The organism is Nonomuraea sp. 10N515B (assembly GCF_052245915.1).
GTDB lineage: Bacteria > Actinomycetota > Actinomycetes > Streptosporangiales > Streptosporangiaceae > Nonomuraea.
On sequence record NZ_JBQQBQ010000007.1, the window covers coordinates 44,090 to 61,081 of the forward strand.

At 70.8% G+C, this 16,992-nt stretch carries 15 protein-coding genes; 7 read left to right on the top strand and 8 right to left on the bottom strand.

Translation table 11 applies throughout. From position 1 onward, the window contains the following. Window positions 1-333 precede the first annotated feature (333 nt). From ACTWQA_RS12115 to ACTWQA_RS12125, 3 genes are all read right to left on the bottom strand, one after another. Entirely contained in the window at window positions 334-2,715 is a 2,382-nt protein-coding gene (locus ACTWQA_RS12115) for a hypothetical protein (RefSeq protein WP_443159329.1), read from the bottom strand. Between the two features lie 83 nt (window positions 2,716-2,798). Then, a complete protein-coding gene (locus ACTWQA_RS12120) occupies window positions 2,799-3,728 on the bottom strand; it encodes a carbohydrate kinase family protein (protein WP_443159330.1) in 930 nt (309 codons plus the stop codon). Window positions 3,729-3,742: 14 nt separating this feature from the next. Further along, window positions 3,743-4,669, bottom strand: coding sequence for a pseudouridine-5'-phosphate glycosidase (locus ACTWQA_RS12125; protein ID WP_443159331.1), 927 nt, complete (start codon window positions 4,667-4,669; stop codon window positions 3,743-3,745). A 240-nt stretch (window positions 4,670-4,909) separates the two neighbouring features. On the opposite strand from ACTWQA_RS12125, the gene ACTWQA_RS12130 reads away from it, so the two are divergent. From ACTWQA_RS12130 to ACTWQA_RS12155, 6 genes are all read left to right on the top strand, one after another. Next, window positions 4,910-6,406: a phytoene desaturase family protein gene (locus tag ACTWQA_RS12130; protein ID WP_443159332.1), complete on the top strand. Its 1,497-nt coding sequence runs from the start codon at window positions 4,910-4,912 to the stop codon at window positions 6,404-6,406. A gap of 64 nt (window positions 6,407-6,470) precedes the next feature. Continuing rightward, window positions 6,471-7,169: a response regulator transcription factor gene (locus ACTWQA_RS12135; RefSeq protein WP_443159333.1), complete on the top strand. Its 699-nt coding sequence runs from the start codon at window positions 6,471-6,473 to the stop codon at window positions 7,167-7,169. Further along, on the top strand, window positions 7,166-8,572 hold the full coding sequence (locus ACTWQA_RS12140; protein ID WP_443159334.1) for a sensor histidine kinase: 1,407 nt from the start codon (window positions 7,166-7,168) through the stop codon (window positions 8,570-8,572). The genes ACTWQA_RS12135 and ACTWQA_RS12140 overlap by 4 nt, the downstream gene beginning before the upstream one ends. 24 nt (window positions 8,573-8,596) lie before the next feature. Continuing rightward, on the top strand, window positions 8,597-9,772 hold the full coding sequence (locus ACTWQA_RS12145) for a glycosyltransferase (protein WP_443159335.1): 1,176 nt from the start codon (window positions 8,597-8,599) through the stop codon (window positions 9,770-9,772). After that, window positions 9,769-11,736: a glycosyltransferase family 39 protein gene (locus ACTWQA_RS12150; RefSeq protein WP_443159336.1), complete on the top strand. Its 1,968-nt coding sequence runs from the start codon at window positions 9,769-9,771 to the stop codon at window positions 11,734-11,736. Before ACTWQA_RS12145 ends, ACTWQA_RS12150 begins: the two co-directional genes overlap by 4 nt. Before the next feature lie 217 nt (window positions 11,737-11,953). After that, entirely contained in the window at window positions 11,954-12,439 is a 486-nt protein-coding gene (locus ACTWQA_RS12155) for a hypothetical protein (RefSeq protein WP_443159337.1), read from the top strand. Between the two features lie 64 nt (window positions 12,440-12,503). On the opposite strand, the gene ACTWQA_RS12160 is transcribed toward ACTWQA_RS12155, so the two are convergent. The 5 genes from ACTWQA_RS12160 to ACTWQA_RS12180 all read right to left on the bottom strand — a co-directional run bounded on the left by ACTWQA_RS12160 (window position 12,504) and on the right by ACTWQA_RS12180 (window position 16,045). Further along, a complete protein-coding gene (locus ACTWQA_RS12160) occupies window positions 12,504-12,770 on the bottom strand; it encodes a hypothetical protein (protein WP_305921852.1) in 267 nt (88 codons plus the stop codon). A 69-nt stretch (window positions 12,771-12,839) separates the two neighbouring features. Next, window positions 12,840-13,691: a helix-turn-helix domain-containing protein gene (locus ACTWQA_RS12165; RefSeq protein WP_443159338.1), complete on the bottom strand. Its 852-nt coding sequence runs from the start codon at window positions 13,689-13,691 to the stop codon at window positions 12,840-12,842. Window positions 13,692-13,748: 57 nt separating this feature from the next. After that, complete coding sequence (locus tag ACTWQA_RS12170; RefSeq protein ID WP_305921854.1) at window positions 13,749-14,009, bottom strand: hypothetical protein; 261 nt, start codon at window positions 14,007-14,009, stop codon at window positions 13,749-13,751. Between the two features lie 94 nt (window positions 14,010-14,103). Continuing rightward, window positions 14,104-15,117: a phosphotransferase family protein gene (locus tag ACTWQA_RS12175; protein ID WP_443159339.1), complete on the bottom strand. Its 1,014-nt coding sequence runs from the start codon at window positions 15,115-15,117 to the stop codon at window positions 14,104-14,106. 118 nt (window positions 15,118-15,235) lie between these two features. Further along, window positions 15,236-16,045 (bottom strand): GNAT family N-acetyltransferase, encoded by an 810-nt coding sequence (locus ACTWQA_RS12180; RefSeq protein ID WP_443159340.1) that lies wholly within the window; start codon window positions 16,043-16,045, stop codon window positions 15,236-15,238. A 57-nt stretch (window positions 16,046-16,102) separates the two neighbouring features. Here ACTWQA_RS12180 and ACTWQA_RS12185 point away from each other — a divergent pair, with 57 nt between their 5' ends. Continuing rightward, window positions 16,103-16,984: an ROK family protein gene (locus ACTWQA_RS12185; protein WP_443159341.1), complete on the top strand. Its 882-nt coding sequence runs from the start codon at window positions 16,103-16,105 to the stop codon at window positions 16,982-16,984. Window positions 16,985-16,992: the final 8 nt, after the last annotated feature.

Consider the following 16,992-nt stretch of genomic DNA (forward strand, 5'->3'; position numbering starts at 1 on the left):
GCTCGTTGCTCGCGCTTCGGCAGCGCGTCCGATTTCGCACCTTGCGTCACGCGGCGGTGTGGCTTCGTGCGGGGCGTGGTTCGGTGCTTCTGCGTCGTGCCGGGCTGTGGCTCGTCTCATGGCACGGCTGCGCGCCGTTGCCGCTGGGGTCGACGGCGCGCGTCGGCGGCCGCCGCTCTCCAGACGCGGGCTTTCCGTTCCACCCCCATCTTGTACGGCTTCGCCACGTGGACCGCCGCACGTGGCCGGGGGCCTCCAGGAAAACGCCCTCTGACCCCGCACGGGGCCGGGCGCCGTTACGTGCGCACCGGACCCGATGGCCGTGGTGAGCGCTCAGGCGGTCAGCTGGGCTTCCAGGCGATAGCCGTCCACCGTGACGTACACCTGGTCACCCGGGCGCGCGTTCAGCCGCATGAGCACCGGCTGGAGCGAGTCGAAGACCGGCTGGTGACCTTGCCAGACCAGGACGATGGCGTTGTCGCCGGGACCGGTGACCGACAGCAGGGTGCCGGGACGCATGCCGAGTTGCGCGGCGTAGCCCTCGGGCACCGGTACCGGGCCGCCGCGCAGGTGCTCGGGGGTGACCTCTATGCGCTGCCAGCGGCGCGGGTCCGAGGATGGGCTCGGCAGCGGCGGGGGCGGGGTGGCCGGGGCGCCCGCCACGGGCAACATGCCGGAACGGCCGCCCGACAGCGCCGACAGCGTGGCCAGAGCGGCGGACGGGTCGATGGAAGCGGTGGTCGCGGGTGGGATGGGCTGACCACCCCGGTGGTGGTGGCCGTTGACGCCCGGGGTGCGGCGAGGCAGAGGCTGGGCCGGCGACGGGGACGAGGCGACCGGGTCGGTCGCGGTCTCGGAAGGCAGGGCGTCGAGCCACGCCTGGGCCGAGTGGGCGCGGATGCCCAGCTCCGCCATCAGCTCGACGACGTCGGCGTCGGGCGGGCTGGAGGCCAGGAGTTGCCGCGTACGGGCCTGCAGGCCGTGGATATCGCCCACCACCAGCCAGCCGTCCTGGAGGCGCCGGTCGGGCATGAGCGTGACCAGCACCCGCCACAGCGGGGTACGCAGCGACGGCACCGTCACCGGGTGGGCCGGGTCGGCGCCGATGAGCTGGTCTTCCGTGGCGGCGGCGCCGAGCCACTCGGTCAGGCGGAACATGTGTCCCGTGACCGGGGCGGACTCCGACGAGCGCAGCCAGTGCAGAACACGCTCCTCAGCGGTGCGCTGGGCATGCGAGAGCGCATCCCGCTCGACCAGCATCTTGTGTGCGAGCGTGCGCAGGCTGACCGGGTCCTCGGCGAACAGCCGCTGCACGGCCACCGCCAACTCGAGTTTGTCCAGGCCGCGGAACAGGTTGTCCACCACTCGCACCATGGCGTGGTCGGTGTCGGACGGTACGGGGCCGGCGGATGCCGTGCCGGGCGTCGGGTACGCGGGAGTCCGCGGGGCGCCGCCCTTGGAGGCGTCCTCCCCAGGGACGGCGGGCAACGATCCGGTGCTCGGACCGCCCGGGATGGCTGGGAACGACCCGGTGCTCGGACCGCCGGGGATGGCTGGGAACGACCCGGTGCTCGGACCGCCGGGGATGGCCGGGAACGACCCCGTGCTCGGACCGCCGGGAACGGGCCCGCCCGAGGTTGGGATGCGGGGCAGGGAGCCGGTGTCCTGGCGGCCGGGTTGAGGGCCTGCGGGGCGCTGCGGGAGGCGTTCGGGCTGACCGGGGCGCTGGGGGAGGCCGCTCTCGCCGGCTTGGCCCTGGCGCGGGCTGCCGCCGCCCTGCGGCTGCGCGGGGAAGGACCCGGTCTGGCGCTGTGGGCCGCTCTCCGGCTGTGCCGGGAAGGACCCGGTCTGGCGCTGTGGGCCGCTCTCCTGCTGCGCCGGGAAAGACCCCGCCTGACGCTGCGGGCCGCTCTCCTGCTGGGCGGGGACGGACCCGGTCGGACGCCCGCCGTCCGATGGAGGCGCCGTCTGGTGCTGGGAGCCGGCGTCCGCGGCAGGGAAGGAGCTCGCCGGACGCTCCGGCGGCTGGCCGGGGAAGCCGGCGTTCTGGCGTTGCGGCGGGCCGTCACCCTGGGCGGCGGCGAAGGGGCCGGCGGTTTGCGGTTGCCGCGCGGGGCCTTCGGGCCGCGCCGCGGGGGAACCACCCTGGGCGGGGGCGAACGGACCACTCTGGGCGGCGAACGAGCCGGTCTGGGGCTCCGGCCCCGTCCTTCTGGTCTCGTCCTGTGCGGGGGTGGCGCCGCGCTGCAGCGGGCGCGTCACCTCCGGATGATCCGGCTGTCCGGCCTGGCGCTGGACGGGGATGCGGCCGAGGATCTCGCGGAAGATCGAGCCGATCACGACTTCGGGCGTCGCGGACGGGGTGCTCAGGTCGCTGGGGGACAGGCGGCGCAGCCGCTGCCAGCCGCCGAGACCGGTGATCGCCGTACGGGTGGCCTCGGGCCAGCCGGGCAACGCCGGGTCGACCTGGTGGACCGTCAGCGCGGGCAGCAGGTCGATCAGCGGCAGGTGGTCCCAGCGAGAGAAGGCCAGCCTGGCGAGACGTTCGCAGATCCAGTCGAGGCCCGCCATGCCGAGCGCCTTCGACAGGGCGAGCGAGGACCACCACCCCGCGGGCAGGCGCGGATCGCCCAGCGCCTCGGCCACCTGCTGTGGTCGGCTCCAGCGCAGAGCAGGGACTAGGTCGCTCAGGCAGATCGATGACTCGACTTCCATCGGCGGACCTTATCCTCCCCAGTGAGCCGCGTGGTGGCGCCCGTTACGCATGTGGCTAATGGTGCAGCCTACGCGGCAAGCTATCAATCAGTGTGAATAGGGTAAAGACGGTTCAGGTCCAAACCGTACCGTGGACGGCCGCCCACCTGGGCCACACATGCGGCACCCGCACGGCAACCTGACTCCAAAGCGCCCCGCTCGCCGACCCCCTGCAAACTTGCTGTGAGAAACCCCGCGGCGAAGGCGTCACCTGCTCCGGTGGAGTCTACGACCTCGGCGGGCAAGGCGGGGGCGGTTGCCACGATCGCGCCGTCCACAGCGGCCAGCGCGCCCTCGGCGCCCTGCTTCACGACCGCTGTGCCATATCTCTCACTCAGCAGTACGGCGGCGCGCTCCGCGGTTGACGCGCCGGTGAGCAGAAGGGCTTCGTCGAGGTTGGGGATGACCAGGTCGGCAGCGGCGCTCTCGCAGAGGAAACGTTCAACGCCGAAGTCGCGCAGCGGTCCCGTCGAGGCCGGGTCGACGCTGATCGCCACGCCCGCGGCCGCCGCGTCCGCCATGGCGACCCTGGCCAGGCGCAGACCAGGCGCGGTGAAGAACACGTATCCGGACAGATGGAGCCGGCCGACGCCGTCCAGCAGGGCGGGGTCCCAGTCCTCGTCGGAGATCAGGCCGCCCGCGCCGCGGTTGGTGAGCATCGAACGCTCGCCGCTTCTGTCCACCATCGCGATCACCACGGCGGTGGGATGGCCGGGATCCACCCTCACGTGGGGGCACACCCCGGCCTTGACCAGTTCGGCGGTGTGCCAGTCGCTGCTGTCGTAGCCGAGCCTGGCCAGCAGGCGGGTATCGGCGCCCAGGCAGGCGGCCCAGGCGGCGGTGTTCGCGCCGGAGCCGCCGGGGCGCAGCACGATGTCGGCGGCCGTGTCGGTGCCCGACATGACCGGCGAACCGTGCAACGCCACCACATCGGTGACCACGTCGCCGATGACCAGCAGGCCGCGGTCCGTCACAGCGGCCTCAGATGTCACCGTCGCGCCCAGGCAAGGGCGATCCGGGTGGCCAGGGCGGTGTTGCCGCGGACGGCGGCCAGGTTCGCCTCCAAGGACGCGCCGCCGGTGCCGTTCACCAGGTAGCCCAGCAGGAACGGGGTGATCGCCTGACCCTTGACGCCCTCGCGCTCGGCGGCGGCCAGCGCCTCGGCCAGCACGCGGTCGTGCAGCTCGGGGTCGAGCTGCAGGTCCTCGGGGACCGGGTTGGCGACGATCAGCGCCGTCTCCTGGCCGCCGAGCGTGTCCTGGCCGCGCATGATCTCCGCCGCCTCCTCGGGCGACTCGATCCGCCAGTCGATCGGCTGGCCGGAAGAGTGCAGGTAGAAACCGGGGAAGGTGTCGGTGCGGTAGCCCACCACGCTCACGCCCCTGGTCTCCAGCCGCTGCAGCGTCGCCGGCACGTCGAGGATGGACTTCACGCCCGCGCACACGACCGTGATGCGGGTACGGGCCAGCGTGTCGAGGTCGGCGGACTCGTCCTGATCCTCGGTCCAGCCACGGTGCACGCCGCCGAGCCCGCCGGTGGCGAACACCCGGATCCCGGCGCGCGCGGCCAGGAACGACGTGGCCGACACGGTGGTCGCGCCGCTGGCCTTCAGCGCCGCCGCCACGGGCAGGTCCCGCTGGCCCAGCTTGCGCAGCCCGGACTCGGTCGCGATGCGCTCCAGCTCCACCTCGGTCAGGCCGATCCTGGGCACGCCGTCCAGCACGGCGATCGTGGCCGGCACGGCTCCCGCGGCGCGGACGACTCCCTCCAGCTCACGTGCCACCTCCAGGTTGCGCGGCTGCGGCAGTCCGTGGGAGATGATCGTGGACTCCAGCGCGACCACGGGCGCGCCGTTGGCCAGAGCCTCGGCCACCTCGTCGGACGGCTGGAGTACGGAGTCGGTGGTGCGGCGCATGGTCGGTTTCGTGCTCCTCGCGTGATCCTTGCCCTGCTCAGGGCGAACGTGGAAGTTTACGGCATTTCCCGGGATCCGTCGGTCGCCGAGCCTCGGTGTTCCCCGTGAGGTGATGTTTCCTGGAACGTGCCGTCCCGAGCAGCATCGCATCGCGAGCCCGAGCCGATCAAGAAACCCCTCCCCCGGCGTTGACGAGGGTCGTGGTTTGGGCTTTAAAGTGCGGGGATGAGGTCGTATGACGTGATTGTCGCAGGAGGCGGGCACAACGGGCTGGTCGCGGCCGCCTACCTGGCCGGGGCCGGTCGGCGGGTCCTGGTGCTGGAGCGGCTGGACCACGCGGGCGGGCTGGCGATCTCGGCGCGGGCGTTCCCCGGCGTGGACGTGCGGCTGTCGCGCTACTCCTACCTGGTCAGCCTCCTGCCCTCGAGCATCGTCCGCGATCTAGGGCTAGACCTGGAGCTGCGGCGGCGCCGCTACGCCTCGTACACGCCCACAGGCGACACCGGGCTGCTGGTCGACAACGAGGACGCGGCGCGTACGGCGGCCTCGTTCGCGGCCGTCACCGGCGGCGGAGCCGATCACAAGGCCTGGGACGACTTCTACGCCATGACCGCGCGGGTGGCGCGGGCCCTGGCCCCCACCCTGCTCGAACCCCTGCGCACCCCCGCCGAGATCGAGCGCCTGGTCGGCGCCGAAGCGTGGCGTGAGCTGTTCCAGCGGCCGATCGGCGAGAGCGTCGACGAGCGGTTCGGCGACGACACCGTGCGCGGCGTCGTGCTCACCGACGCGCTCATCGGCACGTACGCCGATCCGGCCACCGATCTGCTGGCCAACCGGTGTTTGCTCTACCACGTGATCGGCGACGGCACCGGCGAGTGGAACGTGCCCGTCGGCGGCATGGGCGCGGTATCCGGGGCGCTCGAGGCGGCGGCCCGGCGGGCGAGCGCCGAGATCAGGACCGGTGCGGAGATCATCGGGATCTCGCCGTCCGGTGAGGTCGCGTTCGTGGACGCGGACGGCGAGCACGCGGTGAACGGCGGGCATGTGCTGGTCAACCTGCCGCCCGCAGTTCTGGACCGGCTGCTCGGCAGGCCGGAGGCGGTGCCCGAAGGAGCGCAGCTGAAGGTCAACATGGTCCTCAGCAGGCTGCCGAGGCTGAAGGACACCTCCGTCGATCCGCGGGCGGCCTTCAGCGGGACGTTCCACATCAACGAGGGGCGCGACCAGTTGGCGACGGCGTACGCGCAGGCGGCGCGAGGGGAGATCCCGGCGCTGCCGCCGGCCGAGGTCTACTGCCATTCGCTGACCGACCCGTCGATCCTCGGGCCCGGGTTGAGGGGGAGGGCGGAGACGATGACGTTGTTCGGGCTGCACATGCCCGCCCGGCTTTTCCGGAAAAATCCCGATCAGGCGCGTGACGATGCTCTCCGCGCCACCTTCGCCTCCATCAATTCCGTCCTCGCCGAGCCCATCGAGGACTGCCTGCTCCAAGCCCCCGACGGCACCCCGTGCGTGGAGGCCAAGAGCCCAGTGGACCTGGAACGGGAGGCCGGGCTGCCCGGCGGCCACATCTTCCACACCGACCTGAGCTGGCCGTACGCCGAAGAAGGCCAGGGTGGATGGGGTGTGGAGACCGAGCACGAGCGTATCCTCATGTGCGGCGCGGGCGCCCGCAGAGGCGGCGGCGTGAGCGGCATCGGCGGCCACAACGCCGCGATGGCCCTCCTCACGTCCTGATCCTCAGGAAACATGGGTGAGCGCGTTTATGAGCTTTTCATGATGAGCCCTTAGCGTTTGCACCATGAGTGAGCCCGCACGGTTGCTGGTGGTGGACGACGAGCCCGCGTTGCGCGAGGCGCTGCAGTCGAGCCTGGAGTTTGAAGGCTACAAGATCGTCACGGCCAACGACGGGCAGGCGGCGCTGGACGAGCTCGCCCGCGAGTCCTATGACGCCGTGCTGCTCGACGTCATGATGCCCCGCCTCGACGGGCTGACCGCGTGCCGAAGGCTGCGCGGCTCGGGCAACCACATCCCCGTCCTCATGCTCACGGCCCGCGACGCGGTCGGCGACCGCGTGTCCGGGCTGGACGCCGGCGCCGACGACTACCTGGTCAAGCCGTTCGAGCTGGACGAACTGCTGGCCCGGGTCCGCGCCCTGCTGCGGCGCGGCGCGCTCAGCACGGGTCCCGAGGAGGACGGCACGCTGTCGTACGGCGACCTGCGCATGGACCCGGCGACCAGGGAGGTCACCCGGGGAGCGCGCCGGCTCGACCTGACCAGGACCGAATACCTGCTGATGGAGCTGTTCCTGGCACATCCGCGTCAGGTGCTGACGCGGGATCAGATCCTGAGCGAGGTGTGGGGGTTCGACTTCGAGCCGACGTCCAACTCACTCGACGTGTACGTGATGTATCTGCGGCGCAAGACCGAGGCCGAGGGTGAGCCACGGGTGATCCACACGGTGCGCGGGGTGGGTTATGTGCTCCGGACGTCGCCGTGATCTGGCGCAGCCTGCGTACCCGGCTCACCTTCCTGGTCGCGGCCGCGGTCGCACTGGCCATCGCGATCAGCGCGGGCGCATGCTTCATGATCGTGCGCAAGCAGCTCTACGACCAGGTGGAACGGGAACTGAAGCCGAAGGCCAGCAACAGCCTGCCCTGGCTGATGGAGAAATGCGGGCCGGACCCCGCGCCCGCCGGCCCTTACGGCCCGCCGCAGTCGACCCAGATCATCTACAGCGACGGCCGCCCCACTTGCTACTACGGCGTGGCGCTGAAGGTCACGCCGGACGATATCCGGATCGCGCGGGAGGACGGCAGGCCTCACATGCACAACGGGGTCGCCGAGGACGGCACCCCCATGCGCATCGTCACCATCCACGTCGGCCCGGGCATGGCGGTCATGGACGCCCGGCCGATCGGTCACCTGCAGGACACCCTGCGCAATGTCGCGATGCTGCTCGGTTTCGTCTCCGCGCTCGGCGTGCTGGGCGCGGCCACCGCCGGCCTGCTCATCGCCCGCACGGCCCTGCGTCCCGTGGGACGGCTCACCCGCGCCGTCGAGCACATCGCGCAGACCGAGGACCTCGACACGCGCATCCCCGTCAAGGGCAACGACGAGATCGCCCGGCTCAGCTCCTCCTTCAACGCCATGACCACCGCGCTCGCCGGTTCTCGCGAACGACAGAAACAGCTGGTCGCCGACGCCGGGCATGAGCTGCGCACACCCCTGACGACCCTCCGTACCAACATCGACCTGCTGCTGCGCAGCGAGCAGACCGGCCGCAGCCTCGACCCCGACGCCAAGCGGCGCCTGCTGGTCAACGTGAAGGCGCAGTTCGCCGAGCTGACGACGCTGGTCGCCGACCTGCTCCAGCTGGCCAGGGGTGACACCGAGCACGAGCCGCACGTCGAGCTGCCCTTCCATGAGGTGGTGACGGCGGCCGTGGAACGGGCCAGGCTGCGCGGTGCCGAGGTCGTCACGGACCTCACCCCTTGGTACGTCGTCGGCAGCGCCGCCTCGCTCGAACGCGCCGTGCTCAACCTCATCGACAACGCCGCCAAGTTCAGCCCCGACAGCCAGGTCGAGGTGTCGCTGAAGGGCGGCAGGCTCACCGTGCGCGACCACGGCCCGGGACTGCCCGAGGAGGAGCTGCCGCACGTCTTCGAGCGGTTCTGGCGCTCACCCTCCGCCCGTGGCCTGCCCGGATCCGGGCTCGGGCTGGCGATCGTCGCCCAGTCCGTCCAGGAGGCCGGCGGCAAGGTCAGCCTGGCGAACGCGCCGGGCGGCGGGGCGATCGCGACGATGGATCTCCCGGGAACTCTCAGCCGAGGCTCGGAATCGGAGACGCTGGAATCCTCCGGAACTCTCATCCGTACCTCAGAGTCGGATAAGTCGCGTTAAAGGCGTGAACCGTGTGCTGGATGCATGCACACGACAGCAATAAAGACGCGCCTGGTCGAGGTGGTCGTCCCGGTCTACAACGAGCAGCGGGCGTTGCGCGCGAGCGTCACCCGTCTGCACGCCTACCTGACCGGGAACTTCCCCTACGGGTTCCGGATCACCATCGCGGACAACGCCAGCACCGACAACACCTGGCAGATCGCCGCCGAGCTGGCGGGGGAGCTCCCGCACGTGCGGGTCGTGCACCTCGAGGAGAAGGGCCGCGGGCGGGCCCTGCGGCGGGTCTGGTCGCAGAGCGACGCCGACGTCGTCAGCTACATGGACGTGGACCTGTCCACCGATCTGGACGCGTTCCTGCCGCTTGTGGCGCCGCTGCTGTCGGGCCACAGCGACCTGGCCATCGGCACCCGGCTGGCACGCGCGTCGCGGGTCGAACGCGGCCCCAAGCGCGAGTTCATCTCCCGCTCGTACAACCTGCTGCTCCGCTCGGTGATGGGGGCCGGGTTCTCGGACGCGCAGTGCGGCTTCAAGGCCGTCCGTACGGAGATCGCCCAGGCCCTGCTGCCCGGTGTCGAGGACGAGGAGTGGTTCTTCGACACCGAGCTGCTGCTGCTGGCCGAGCGCCACGGGCTGCGCATCCACGAGGTGCCCGTGGACTGGGTGGACGATCCGGACAGCCGGGTCGACGTCCTCCGGACCGCCCTCGACGACCTGCGTGGCGTGGCCCGGGTGGCGCGCAGGACGCTGTCCGGGGCCGCGCGCATCCCCGTGCCCACGCGGGTGCAGCGGGCCGAGCTGCCGAAGGGGATGGCCAGGCAACTGCCCAGGTTCGCGATCGTCGGGGTGGTCAGCACGCTGGCGTACCTGGCGCTGTACTCGCTGCTGCGGCAGCTGGTATCGCCGCTGGCCGCCAACGCGGTAGCGCTGCTGGTCACGGCCGTGGCCAACACTGCCGCCAACCGGCGCTTCACCTTCGGCGTCACCGGCTCGGCCGGGGCGATGCGGCACCAGTTCGAAGGGCTGATCGCCTTCCTGGTCGGGCTGGCGCTCACGTCGGGCAGCCTGTCGCTGCTGCCTGACGGGGTCTCGCACGGGGTGGAGCTGCTCGCGGTCATCGTCGCGAACGCCGCCGCCACGCTCGTGCGCTTCCTGCTCCTGCGCGTGTGGGTCTTCAACCCGAAGCGGAGGACCGTACGATGACCGCCACCGCGCTGCGGCCCGCGCACCGGGCCGCCGAGAGCCGTTCCCTGCCCGCCCGCCTGTTCCTGGGCGCCGAGGGAGATCCTCGCTGGTCGCGACCCGCGTTGTGGGCGGTGCTGGCGACCGCGTCCGTGCTCTACACCTGGGCGCTGAGCGGCAACGCCAACGCTTACTACGCCGCCGCCATCGTCTCGGGGACCCAGAGCTGGAAGGCGTTCTTCTTCGGCGCGCTCGACGCCGGGTCCTTCATCACCGTGGACAAGCCGCCGCTGGCCCTGTGGGTCATGGGGCTGTCGGCGCGGATCTTCGGCTACAGCACGTGGAGCATGCTGATCCCGCAGGCCCTGGCCGGCGTGGCGGCCGTCGGGCTGGTCCACTCCGCCGTGCGGCGGGCCTTCCCGCCGGCGGGGGTACGGGCGGGACACGTGGCCGCGCTGGTCGCGGCCGTCGTCATGACGCTCACGCCGATCACTGTGGCGATCAACCGGGACAACAACCCCGACACGGTGCTCGTGCTGCTGCTGGTGCTGGCCGCCTGGTTCTGCCTGGAGTCGCTGCGGACCGGGCGGCTGCGGTCGCTGCTGTTCGCCGCCTTGTTCGTGGGGCTGGCGTTCAACGCCAAGATGTTGCAGGCGTACCTGGTGGTGCCGGCGTTCGGCGTGGCGTACCTGGCGTGCGCCCGGGTGTCGTGGCTCAAGCGCGTGGGGCATCTGCTGACCGCGGGCGCGGTGCTGCTGGTGTCCAGCGTCTGGTGGATGGTCATCGTGGACCTGTGGCCGGCCGAGTCGCGGCCCTACATCGGCGGCTCGACCGACAACTCCGTCTGGGACCTGGTCATCGGCTACAACGGCCTCGGCCGGATCTTCGGCCAGGGCGGGGGCGGCGGCGGGGGCGGCGGCGGTGCCGGCTTCGGCGGGGAGTCCGGGGCCGGGCGGCTGTTCAACGACATCATGGCCGGGCAGATCTCCTGGCTGCTGCCGTTCTGCGTGGCGGCGCTCGCGTTCGCGGTCGTGATGCGGGTGCGGCGCATGCCGTCCGAGGACGCGCCCTCGGGGGCGGCGTGGCTGGTGTGGGGCGGCTGGCTCGTCGTCCACTACGTGGTGTTCAGCTTCTCCAGCGGCACCTTCCATCCGTACTACACGACCGCCATGGCGCCTGCCGTGGCCGCGCTGAGCGGGATGGGCGTGATCGTCATGTGGCGGGCGTACCGGCGGTCCCGGGCCTGGGCGTGGGTGCTGCCGCTCGCGGTGGCCGTGACCGGTGGCTGGTCGTTCACGGTGCTGCGTCGTACGCCGGACTGGGCGCCGTGGCTGGCCTGGGTCGTGCTCGGGGCGACCCTGGTGGCCGTGGTGGTGCTCGTCCTGGCCCGGATGCGGGCGCAGGTCACGGTCAAGGTGGCGGCGATCGCGCTGGCGGCCACCGTGATCGCCGGGCTGGCGGGGCCGGCCGCGTACGCGGTGACGCCGCTGCAGTCGCAGGTGAACGGGACCAACCCGACGGCCGGGCCGGCGACGGGCGGCTTCGGGCGGGCGGGTGGCATGCCCGGCGGCGGTCAGTTCCCCGGCCGCCCGCCCGGACAGGACGGGACCACGCAGCGGCCTACCGGTGCTTCCATGCGAGGTGGGCCTGGGGGCGGGGTGAGCGACACCGTCGCCAAATACCTCGTCGCCAACCAAGGCAAGGCCACGTGGCTGGTCGCGGTGAGCAGCGCACAGCAGGCGTCGTCGCTGATCTTGTCCACCGGCAAGCCCGTGATCGCCATGGGCGGCTTCACGGGCAGCGATCCGGCCATGACGGTGGAGCGGCTCAAGGAGCTCGTGTCGTCGGGACAGCTCCGTTATGTCATGGCGGGTGGTGATCAGGGTGGGCCCGGTGGCCGGGGGAACGCCGAGGTGACGAGTTGGGTGCAGGAGAACTGCACAGCGGTGGATGGGCAGGACGGTCTATACGACTGCACGACGTAATTACACAAGGGGCGCCGCGCGGTCGGCGCCCCAATTATTTTCGCCCCGATATAGGCGGATGGGTCCGGATTTAGTGCCGCGATTAGCCCTCTGACCTGGAGAAACTTTTTTCGGATTCGTTTCCTGCCGACGATCAGCGGAGTATTCTCGACGCAGTCGACGGGACCGGAGATGACTCGTATCCCCGGTCCCTCCCCCCAACCTATGGGAGATCATCTTGGGTTACAAGGAAATGGGCTGCGCACTCTTCACCTCCCTCGACAACGACTTCATCCAGGTGCGCGCAGACCACGCCGAGTTGGCACAGGACCTCACCGAGCGGATCAACGGCGTGGCCAGCCGCGTCAAGACCCTCGACGGGAAGGTGACCGTGCTCGATGAGCGGGTCACTCGGGTCGAAGACAAGGTCGACAAGCTCGACACCAAGGTCGCCAGGCTCGACGAGCGGGTTACCAGGGTCGAGGTCAAGGTCGACATGCTCGACGAGCGGGTCGCCCGGGTCGAGGACAAGGTCGACATGCTCGACGAGCGGGTCGCCCGGGTCGAGGACAAGGTCGACAACCTCGACACCAAGGTCGACAACCTCGACACCAAGGTCACCGCGATGCAGGGTAATCAGACGGAGATGATGCAGATCCTCGTCGCCATCCAGCGCAAGCTCGACATCGACCGGCCCGACATCGACAAGGCCGACCTCAACTAACGCATCCCCATGCCGAAGAGCGGGCCCGTCTGTGCCACGGGCCCGCTCTTCTCAACAGCCGACGTCAGGCGGGCAGGGCCGCGAGGAGGAAGGCGAGGCGGGCGGCGGCGGATTCCACGTCGTCGGTCGTGCCCAAGCGGTAACCCCACGACGTAATGAACGCCCCCTCGTCCGAACACGTCACGGTCTCCGCGAGCGTGGCCGAGAAGCGGTTGCGGACCGATACGTAGGCCGGGTCGCTCGACAGCGCCAGGGTCTGGACGGACAGGTCGGCGTGACGACCTGCGTGCCAGGCGAACCGCTCGAGGCTGAGCGCGGTATCAAGCATCATGTGTCACCTCCGCATCGTCTCGCGCCAGAATTGCACGATCTTGCGGTGGGAGGCAAGCAATTGCGGCAGTTAATGTGGGCCTTGTTTACGGTAAGCGTGAAGAATGCGGATCAGAACCTCCCTCCCGCCCTCATCGAACTCGGCCACTTTCGCATAGGCGTCGAACGCGTTGACGTAGAAGGCGATGTCATCGGGATCGCGTAGGACCAGGTCTTTCGTCATGGTGGCCACGCCTACCATGGCGTCGTTGTAGATCCAGAACCCGTTGATCGGCGCGGACGGCAGCTCGGTGCCGAAGGGGATCACGCCGAACTCGACGTTCGGCAATGTGCTGACCGCGAGCAATCGATCAAGCTGGCCGCGCATGACGTCCGCCGGGGCCAGCGTGGTGTGCAGCGCAGACTCCGGCACCACGAACCTGAAGGTCCTGCTCCGGTCGTACAGGATCTCCTGGCGCTGCATGCGCACCCGCACCGCCGCGTCGATCTGGTCGGCGGCGCTGTAGAGGCGCTTGACCTTGCGGAAGACGTGCCTGGCGTATTCGGCGGTCTGGAGCAGGCCCACGACGATGCCGGGCTCGAAGGCCCGGAACAGTTTGGTCCGGGCCTCGAGGTCCCGCATGTCCTCCTGAATGGCGGCCAGGCCGCTGCGGTAGCGCTGCTTCCAGCTGTCGTGCCGCTCCGCCAGGGCGATGACCTGCCTGATCAGCTCGTCGGTCGTGTCGGGCGTGGCGCTGACCGCCTGCGCCCACGCGACCACGTCATCCTCGGTAGGCGTCTGCCGGGCGTTCTCCAGCCGTGAGACCTTGGACGGCTGCCAGCGCAGCCGCTCGGCCAGCTCTTTGCCCGACAGGTGGACGGCCTCGCGCAGCTGCCGTAGCTGACCGCCGAGGTCGATGCGCGCCTGCTGAAACGAGGTCACGCCGCAAGAGGCTAGTCCCGATTGCGTCGATCATGCCAGTGCCCGCCGCAATTGTGATCAACCGGTTGCCGTGGGTGTTTCTCCGCTGGTCGGGAAAGCGGTTGCCGCGCCGTCGGGCAGGACCCGGCGGGCGATTTCGGTGATGAGTTCGCGGGGGACCTCGACCGCGGTCTCGCCGTCGAGGACGTCGCGGAGGTCCGCGAGCGCCTCCGCGTCGGTGACCTCGAGTCCTTGTATGACGATGGTGCCGCGGTCGGTCTCGTACAGGGTGGGACAGGCGCCCGCCTCCGAGGTGGAGCCGAGAAACCGCATGCGCATGACGATCCTTCCCCGAAATATCAGTGCAATTGCGCGCAATTGTACGTCTCGGAGAGGAGGGATGATCGTGCTTTCCGAAAATTGCGATATACGGTCAGCCGAGAACGCCGTCCCTGAACTCCCGCGCCCGCTCGAACAACTCCAGCGTCGTCGCGTGCAGCAGGTCGCCGATGTCCTTGGGCGCCTTGCCGGCGAACGCCCGGGCGTGCGTGCCCTCCAGCACGATGCCGAGCTTGAAGCAGGCCATGACCGCGTACCAGTCGATCGCCGACAGGTCGCGCTCGGACAGCGCCGCGTAGTAGGCGACGAGCTCCTGCGGCGACGGCAGCCCGGGCACGTGCCCGTTGTTGACGGGCCAGGTGGCCAGCAGCCAGCCCAGGTCGAGCAGCGGGTCGCCGATCGTGCACATCTCCCAGTCCACGATCGCGGCCACGCGGGGGCCGTCGCAGGCGAACATGAGGTTCGCGAAGTGGAAGTCGCCGTGCATGATGCCGGGCGTGAACGATCGGGGCAGGTGGCGGGTCAGCCAGTCGGCGGTCTCGCGCAGGCCGGGGATGTCGGGGCCGGGGTAGCCGTCGAGGTCGCCGTAGGAGTCGAGCTCCTTGAGCCAGCGCGGCACCTGCCGCTCCAGGAAACCGTCGGGCCGGCCGAACCCCGGCAGCACCCCCGGATCGACCCGCCCCAGCTCGGCCAGCGCGGCGGCGGCCTCGAGCCCCATCCGGTGCCTGATCGCCGGGTCGGACGCGTGCGGCTCGGGAAGCCCCACCGACGGGTTGAACCCGTCGACCGGCTCCATCAGGTAGAAGACCGGCTCCCGCGCCGTCTGCGCGGCCACCAGCACGGGCGCGGGGACCGGCGTGTCACGCAGCGCCGTCAGCAGCCGCGCCTCGCGGCGCAGCACCTCGTTGCTCTTCTGCCGGGCGTGCAGGGGCGGGCGGCGCAGGATGTACGGGCGGCCGCCGCGTTCGAGCCGCACCATGACGTTCTGTGTGCCGCCCAGGACCGGCGCCACACCCGTGATCGGGCCCCCAGGCAACCCTTGGCCGTCCATCCACGCGCCGAGCGCGTCGAAGTCGATGGCGCCGACGTCGATGTGGGTGGAGGTCATGTACCGCCCCTCGAAGGCCAGTTCGCGCATGCACAAAGCCGCCGAGCCGCCGCCGACCGGCCGACTTCCGGACAGAACGATATTCTGGTGGTGACCCTACGAAGGCGCCGCGCCCCGGTCAACCCAGGGCCTGCATGAACGGCAGAAACTGGCGGGCGGGATCGCCGGGCAGGCCGCTGCCACGCACCATGCGCGAGACCTGCCACGAACTGGTGACGCCGTGCTCGGCCGCCCACCTGATCACGGACTCGTGGGTGAGGTCGAAGTCCATCCGCACCTCGCCCTCCGCCCCCAAAGCCAGGTCACCGATGAGCGCCCGCGCGGTCTCCTCGTCCCGCGCCACGACGGGGCCGATGACCGTGTTGTCGTCGTTGCGCCAGCGGTGACCGAAACCGCCGTCGGCGATCCTGACCTCCTCGCCGAAGGTGAACATGCGGCGCAACACCGCGGACCTGTCCGTGCCCAACGCCTCGGCGTCCAGTGCCAGGATCGTGCCGAGGTCGTCCGAGGTGGCCGGGCGCGTCCGGCCGGAGGGCTCGCCGCTGAAGTGGCCCGCGTGCTTGCCCGCCGTGCCGACGACGCGGAAGCCGAGTCGTTCGTAGAGCGGGCGGCCGTACTCGGTGGCGTAGAGGGAGACCGTCCGGTCCCCGGCCCGCTCCAGCACGTGCTCCATGAGGCGGCGGCCCAGGCCGCGCCTCATGCCGAACCTGGAAGCCGTGAGCACCATGCTGATCACGGCGTGGTCGTCGCCGTAGGAGGTCAGGATGTTCGTCGCGGCCAAGCCGTCGCCGTCCGGCGCGTCGATGCCGTACGGCTCGCCGACCTCGAGCAGCAGGCGCCACTTGTGCTGTTCGGGCAGCCAGCCGCGGTCCTTGGCCAGACGCGTGCAGTCGTCCAGGTCGTCGAGAGTGAGACGGCGAGGGGTCATAGGGGACATCTTTCTCTATGGGGGATGCTGATCTCAAAGTGATTGTTGGAGGGCGGGATGGAATGCGTTGCGGCGGTCGATGTCGGCGGGACCACCATGAAAGGTGGACTTGTCGCCCGTGATGGGACGATCCTCTACGCCGAGCGCCGGCCCACGCCCCGCGTGGAGGGGGCGGAGCGGGTGATCGCCGCCATCTCGGCCTTCGTCGGCGACCTTTCCAGTCCGCGGGTCGGGATGCGGCCGGTGGCCGTGGGGCTGGCGGTGCCGGGGCTCGTCACGGCCACGCACGCGGTCTTCTCTGCGGCGTTCGGGTGGCGAGACGTTCCGGTCTCCGCGTTCACGGACGTCGACCTGCCCGTGGTGCTGGGGCATGACGTGCGGGCCGCGGGGGAGGCCGAGCTGGTCTACGGAGTGGGCGGCAGGGATGTGTTGTTCCTGCCCATCGGCACGGGCATCGCGGGCGCGGTCGTCCTGTCGGGCTCCCCGTACGGGGGCGCGGGCGGATGGGCGGGGCAGATCGGGCATATCCCGGTCCGGCCGGACGGGCTGCCGTGCGGGTGCGGGCAGCGAGGCTGCCTGGCGGCCTACGCATCGGCCGGGGCCATCGCGGCGCGATGCGGCGAGCCGTCGGCCGAGCACGTTCTCCGCAGGATGCGGCAGGGGGACGAGGCAGCGGCCGAGGTATGGCGGGAGGCGGTCGAGGCGCTCGCCCTGGCGCTGGCCACGTACACGCTGCTGCTGGATCCGGCACTCGTCGTCATCGGCGGCGGCCTGTCGCAGGCGGGTGAGGTCCTGCTGGAGCCGGTACGGGCCCGCCTGGCCGAGCGCCTCGCCTTCCGTCCCGCTCCGGACGTGCGCGCCTCCCGGCTCGGCGTGCAGGCCGGCCTGCTGGGGGCGGGGCTGCTGGGGTGGCGGGCGCAACGCACGGTCGCTCGCTGAACACAGGC

Bases quoted from the DNA above. Each gene is read 5' to 3' on its own strand.
- ACTWQA_RS12185 (WP_443159341.1), top strand. From the start codon at position 16,103: ATGGAATGCGTTGCGGCGGTCGATGTCGGCGGGACCACCATGAAAGGT.
- ACTWQA_RS12160 (WP_305921852.1), bottom strand. From the start codon at position 12,770: ATGATGCTTGATACCGCGCTCAGCCTCGAGCGGTTCGCCTGGCACGCA.
- ACTWQA_RS12150 (WP_443159336.1), top strand. From the start codon at position 9,769: ATGACCGCCACCGCGCTGCGGCCCGCGCACCGGGCCGCCGAGAGCCGT.
- ACTWQA_RS12175 (WP_443159339.1), bottom strand. From the start codon at position 15,117: ATGACCTCCACCCACATCGACGTCGGCGCCATCGACTTCGACGCGCTC.
- ACTWQA_RS12180 (WP_443159340.1), bottom strand. From the start codon at position 16,045: ATGACCCCTCGCCGTCTCACTCTCGACGACCTGGACGACTGCACGCGT.
- ACTWQA_RS12135 (WP_443159333.1), top strand. From the start codon at position 6,471: ATGAGTGAGCCCGCACGGTTGCTGGTGGTGGACGACGAGCCCGCGTTG.
- ACTWQA_RS12125 (WP_443159331.1), bottom strand. From the start codon at position 4,669: ATGCGCCGCACCACCGACTCCGTACTCCAGCCGTCCGACGAGGTGGCC.
- ACTWQA_RS12170 (WP_305921854.1), bottom strand. From the start codon at position 14,009: ATGCGCATGCGGTTTCTCGGCTCCACCTCGGAGGCGGGCGCCTGTCCC.
- ACTWQA_RS12115 (WP_443159329.1), bottom strand. From the start codon at position 2,715: ATGGAAGTCGAGTCATCGATCTGCCTGAGCGACCTAGTCCCTGCTCTG.
- ACTWQA_RS12145 (WP_443159335.1), top strand. From the start codon at position 8,597: ATGCACACGACAGCAATAAAGACGCGCCTGGTCGAGGTGGTCGTCCCG.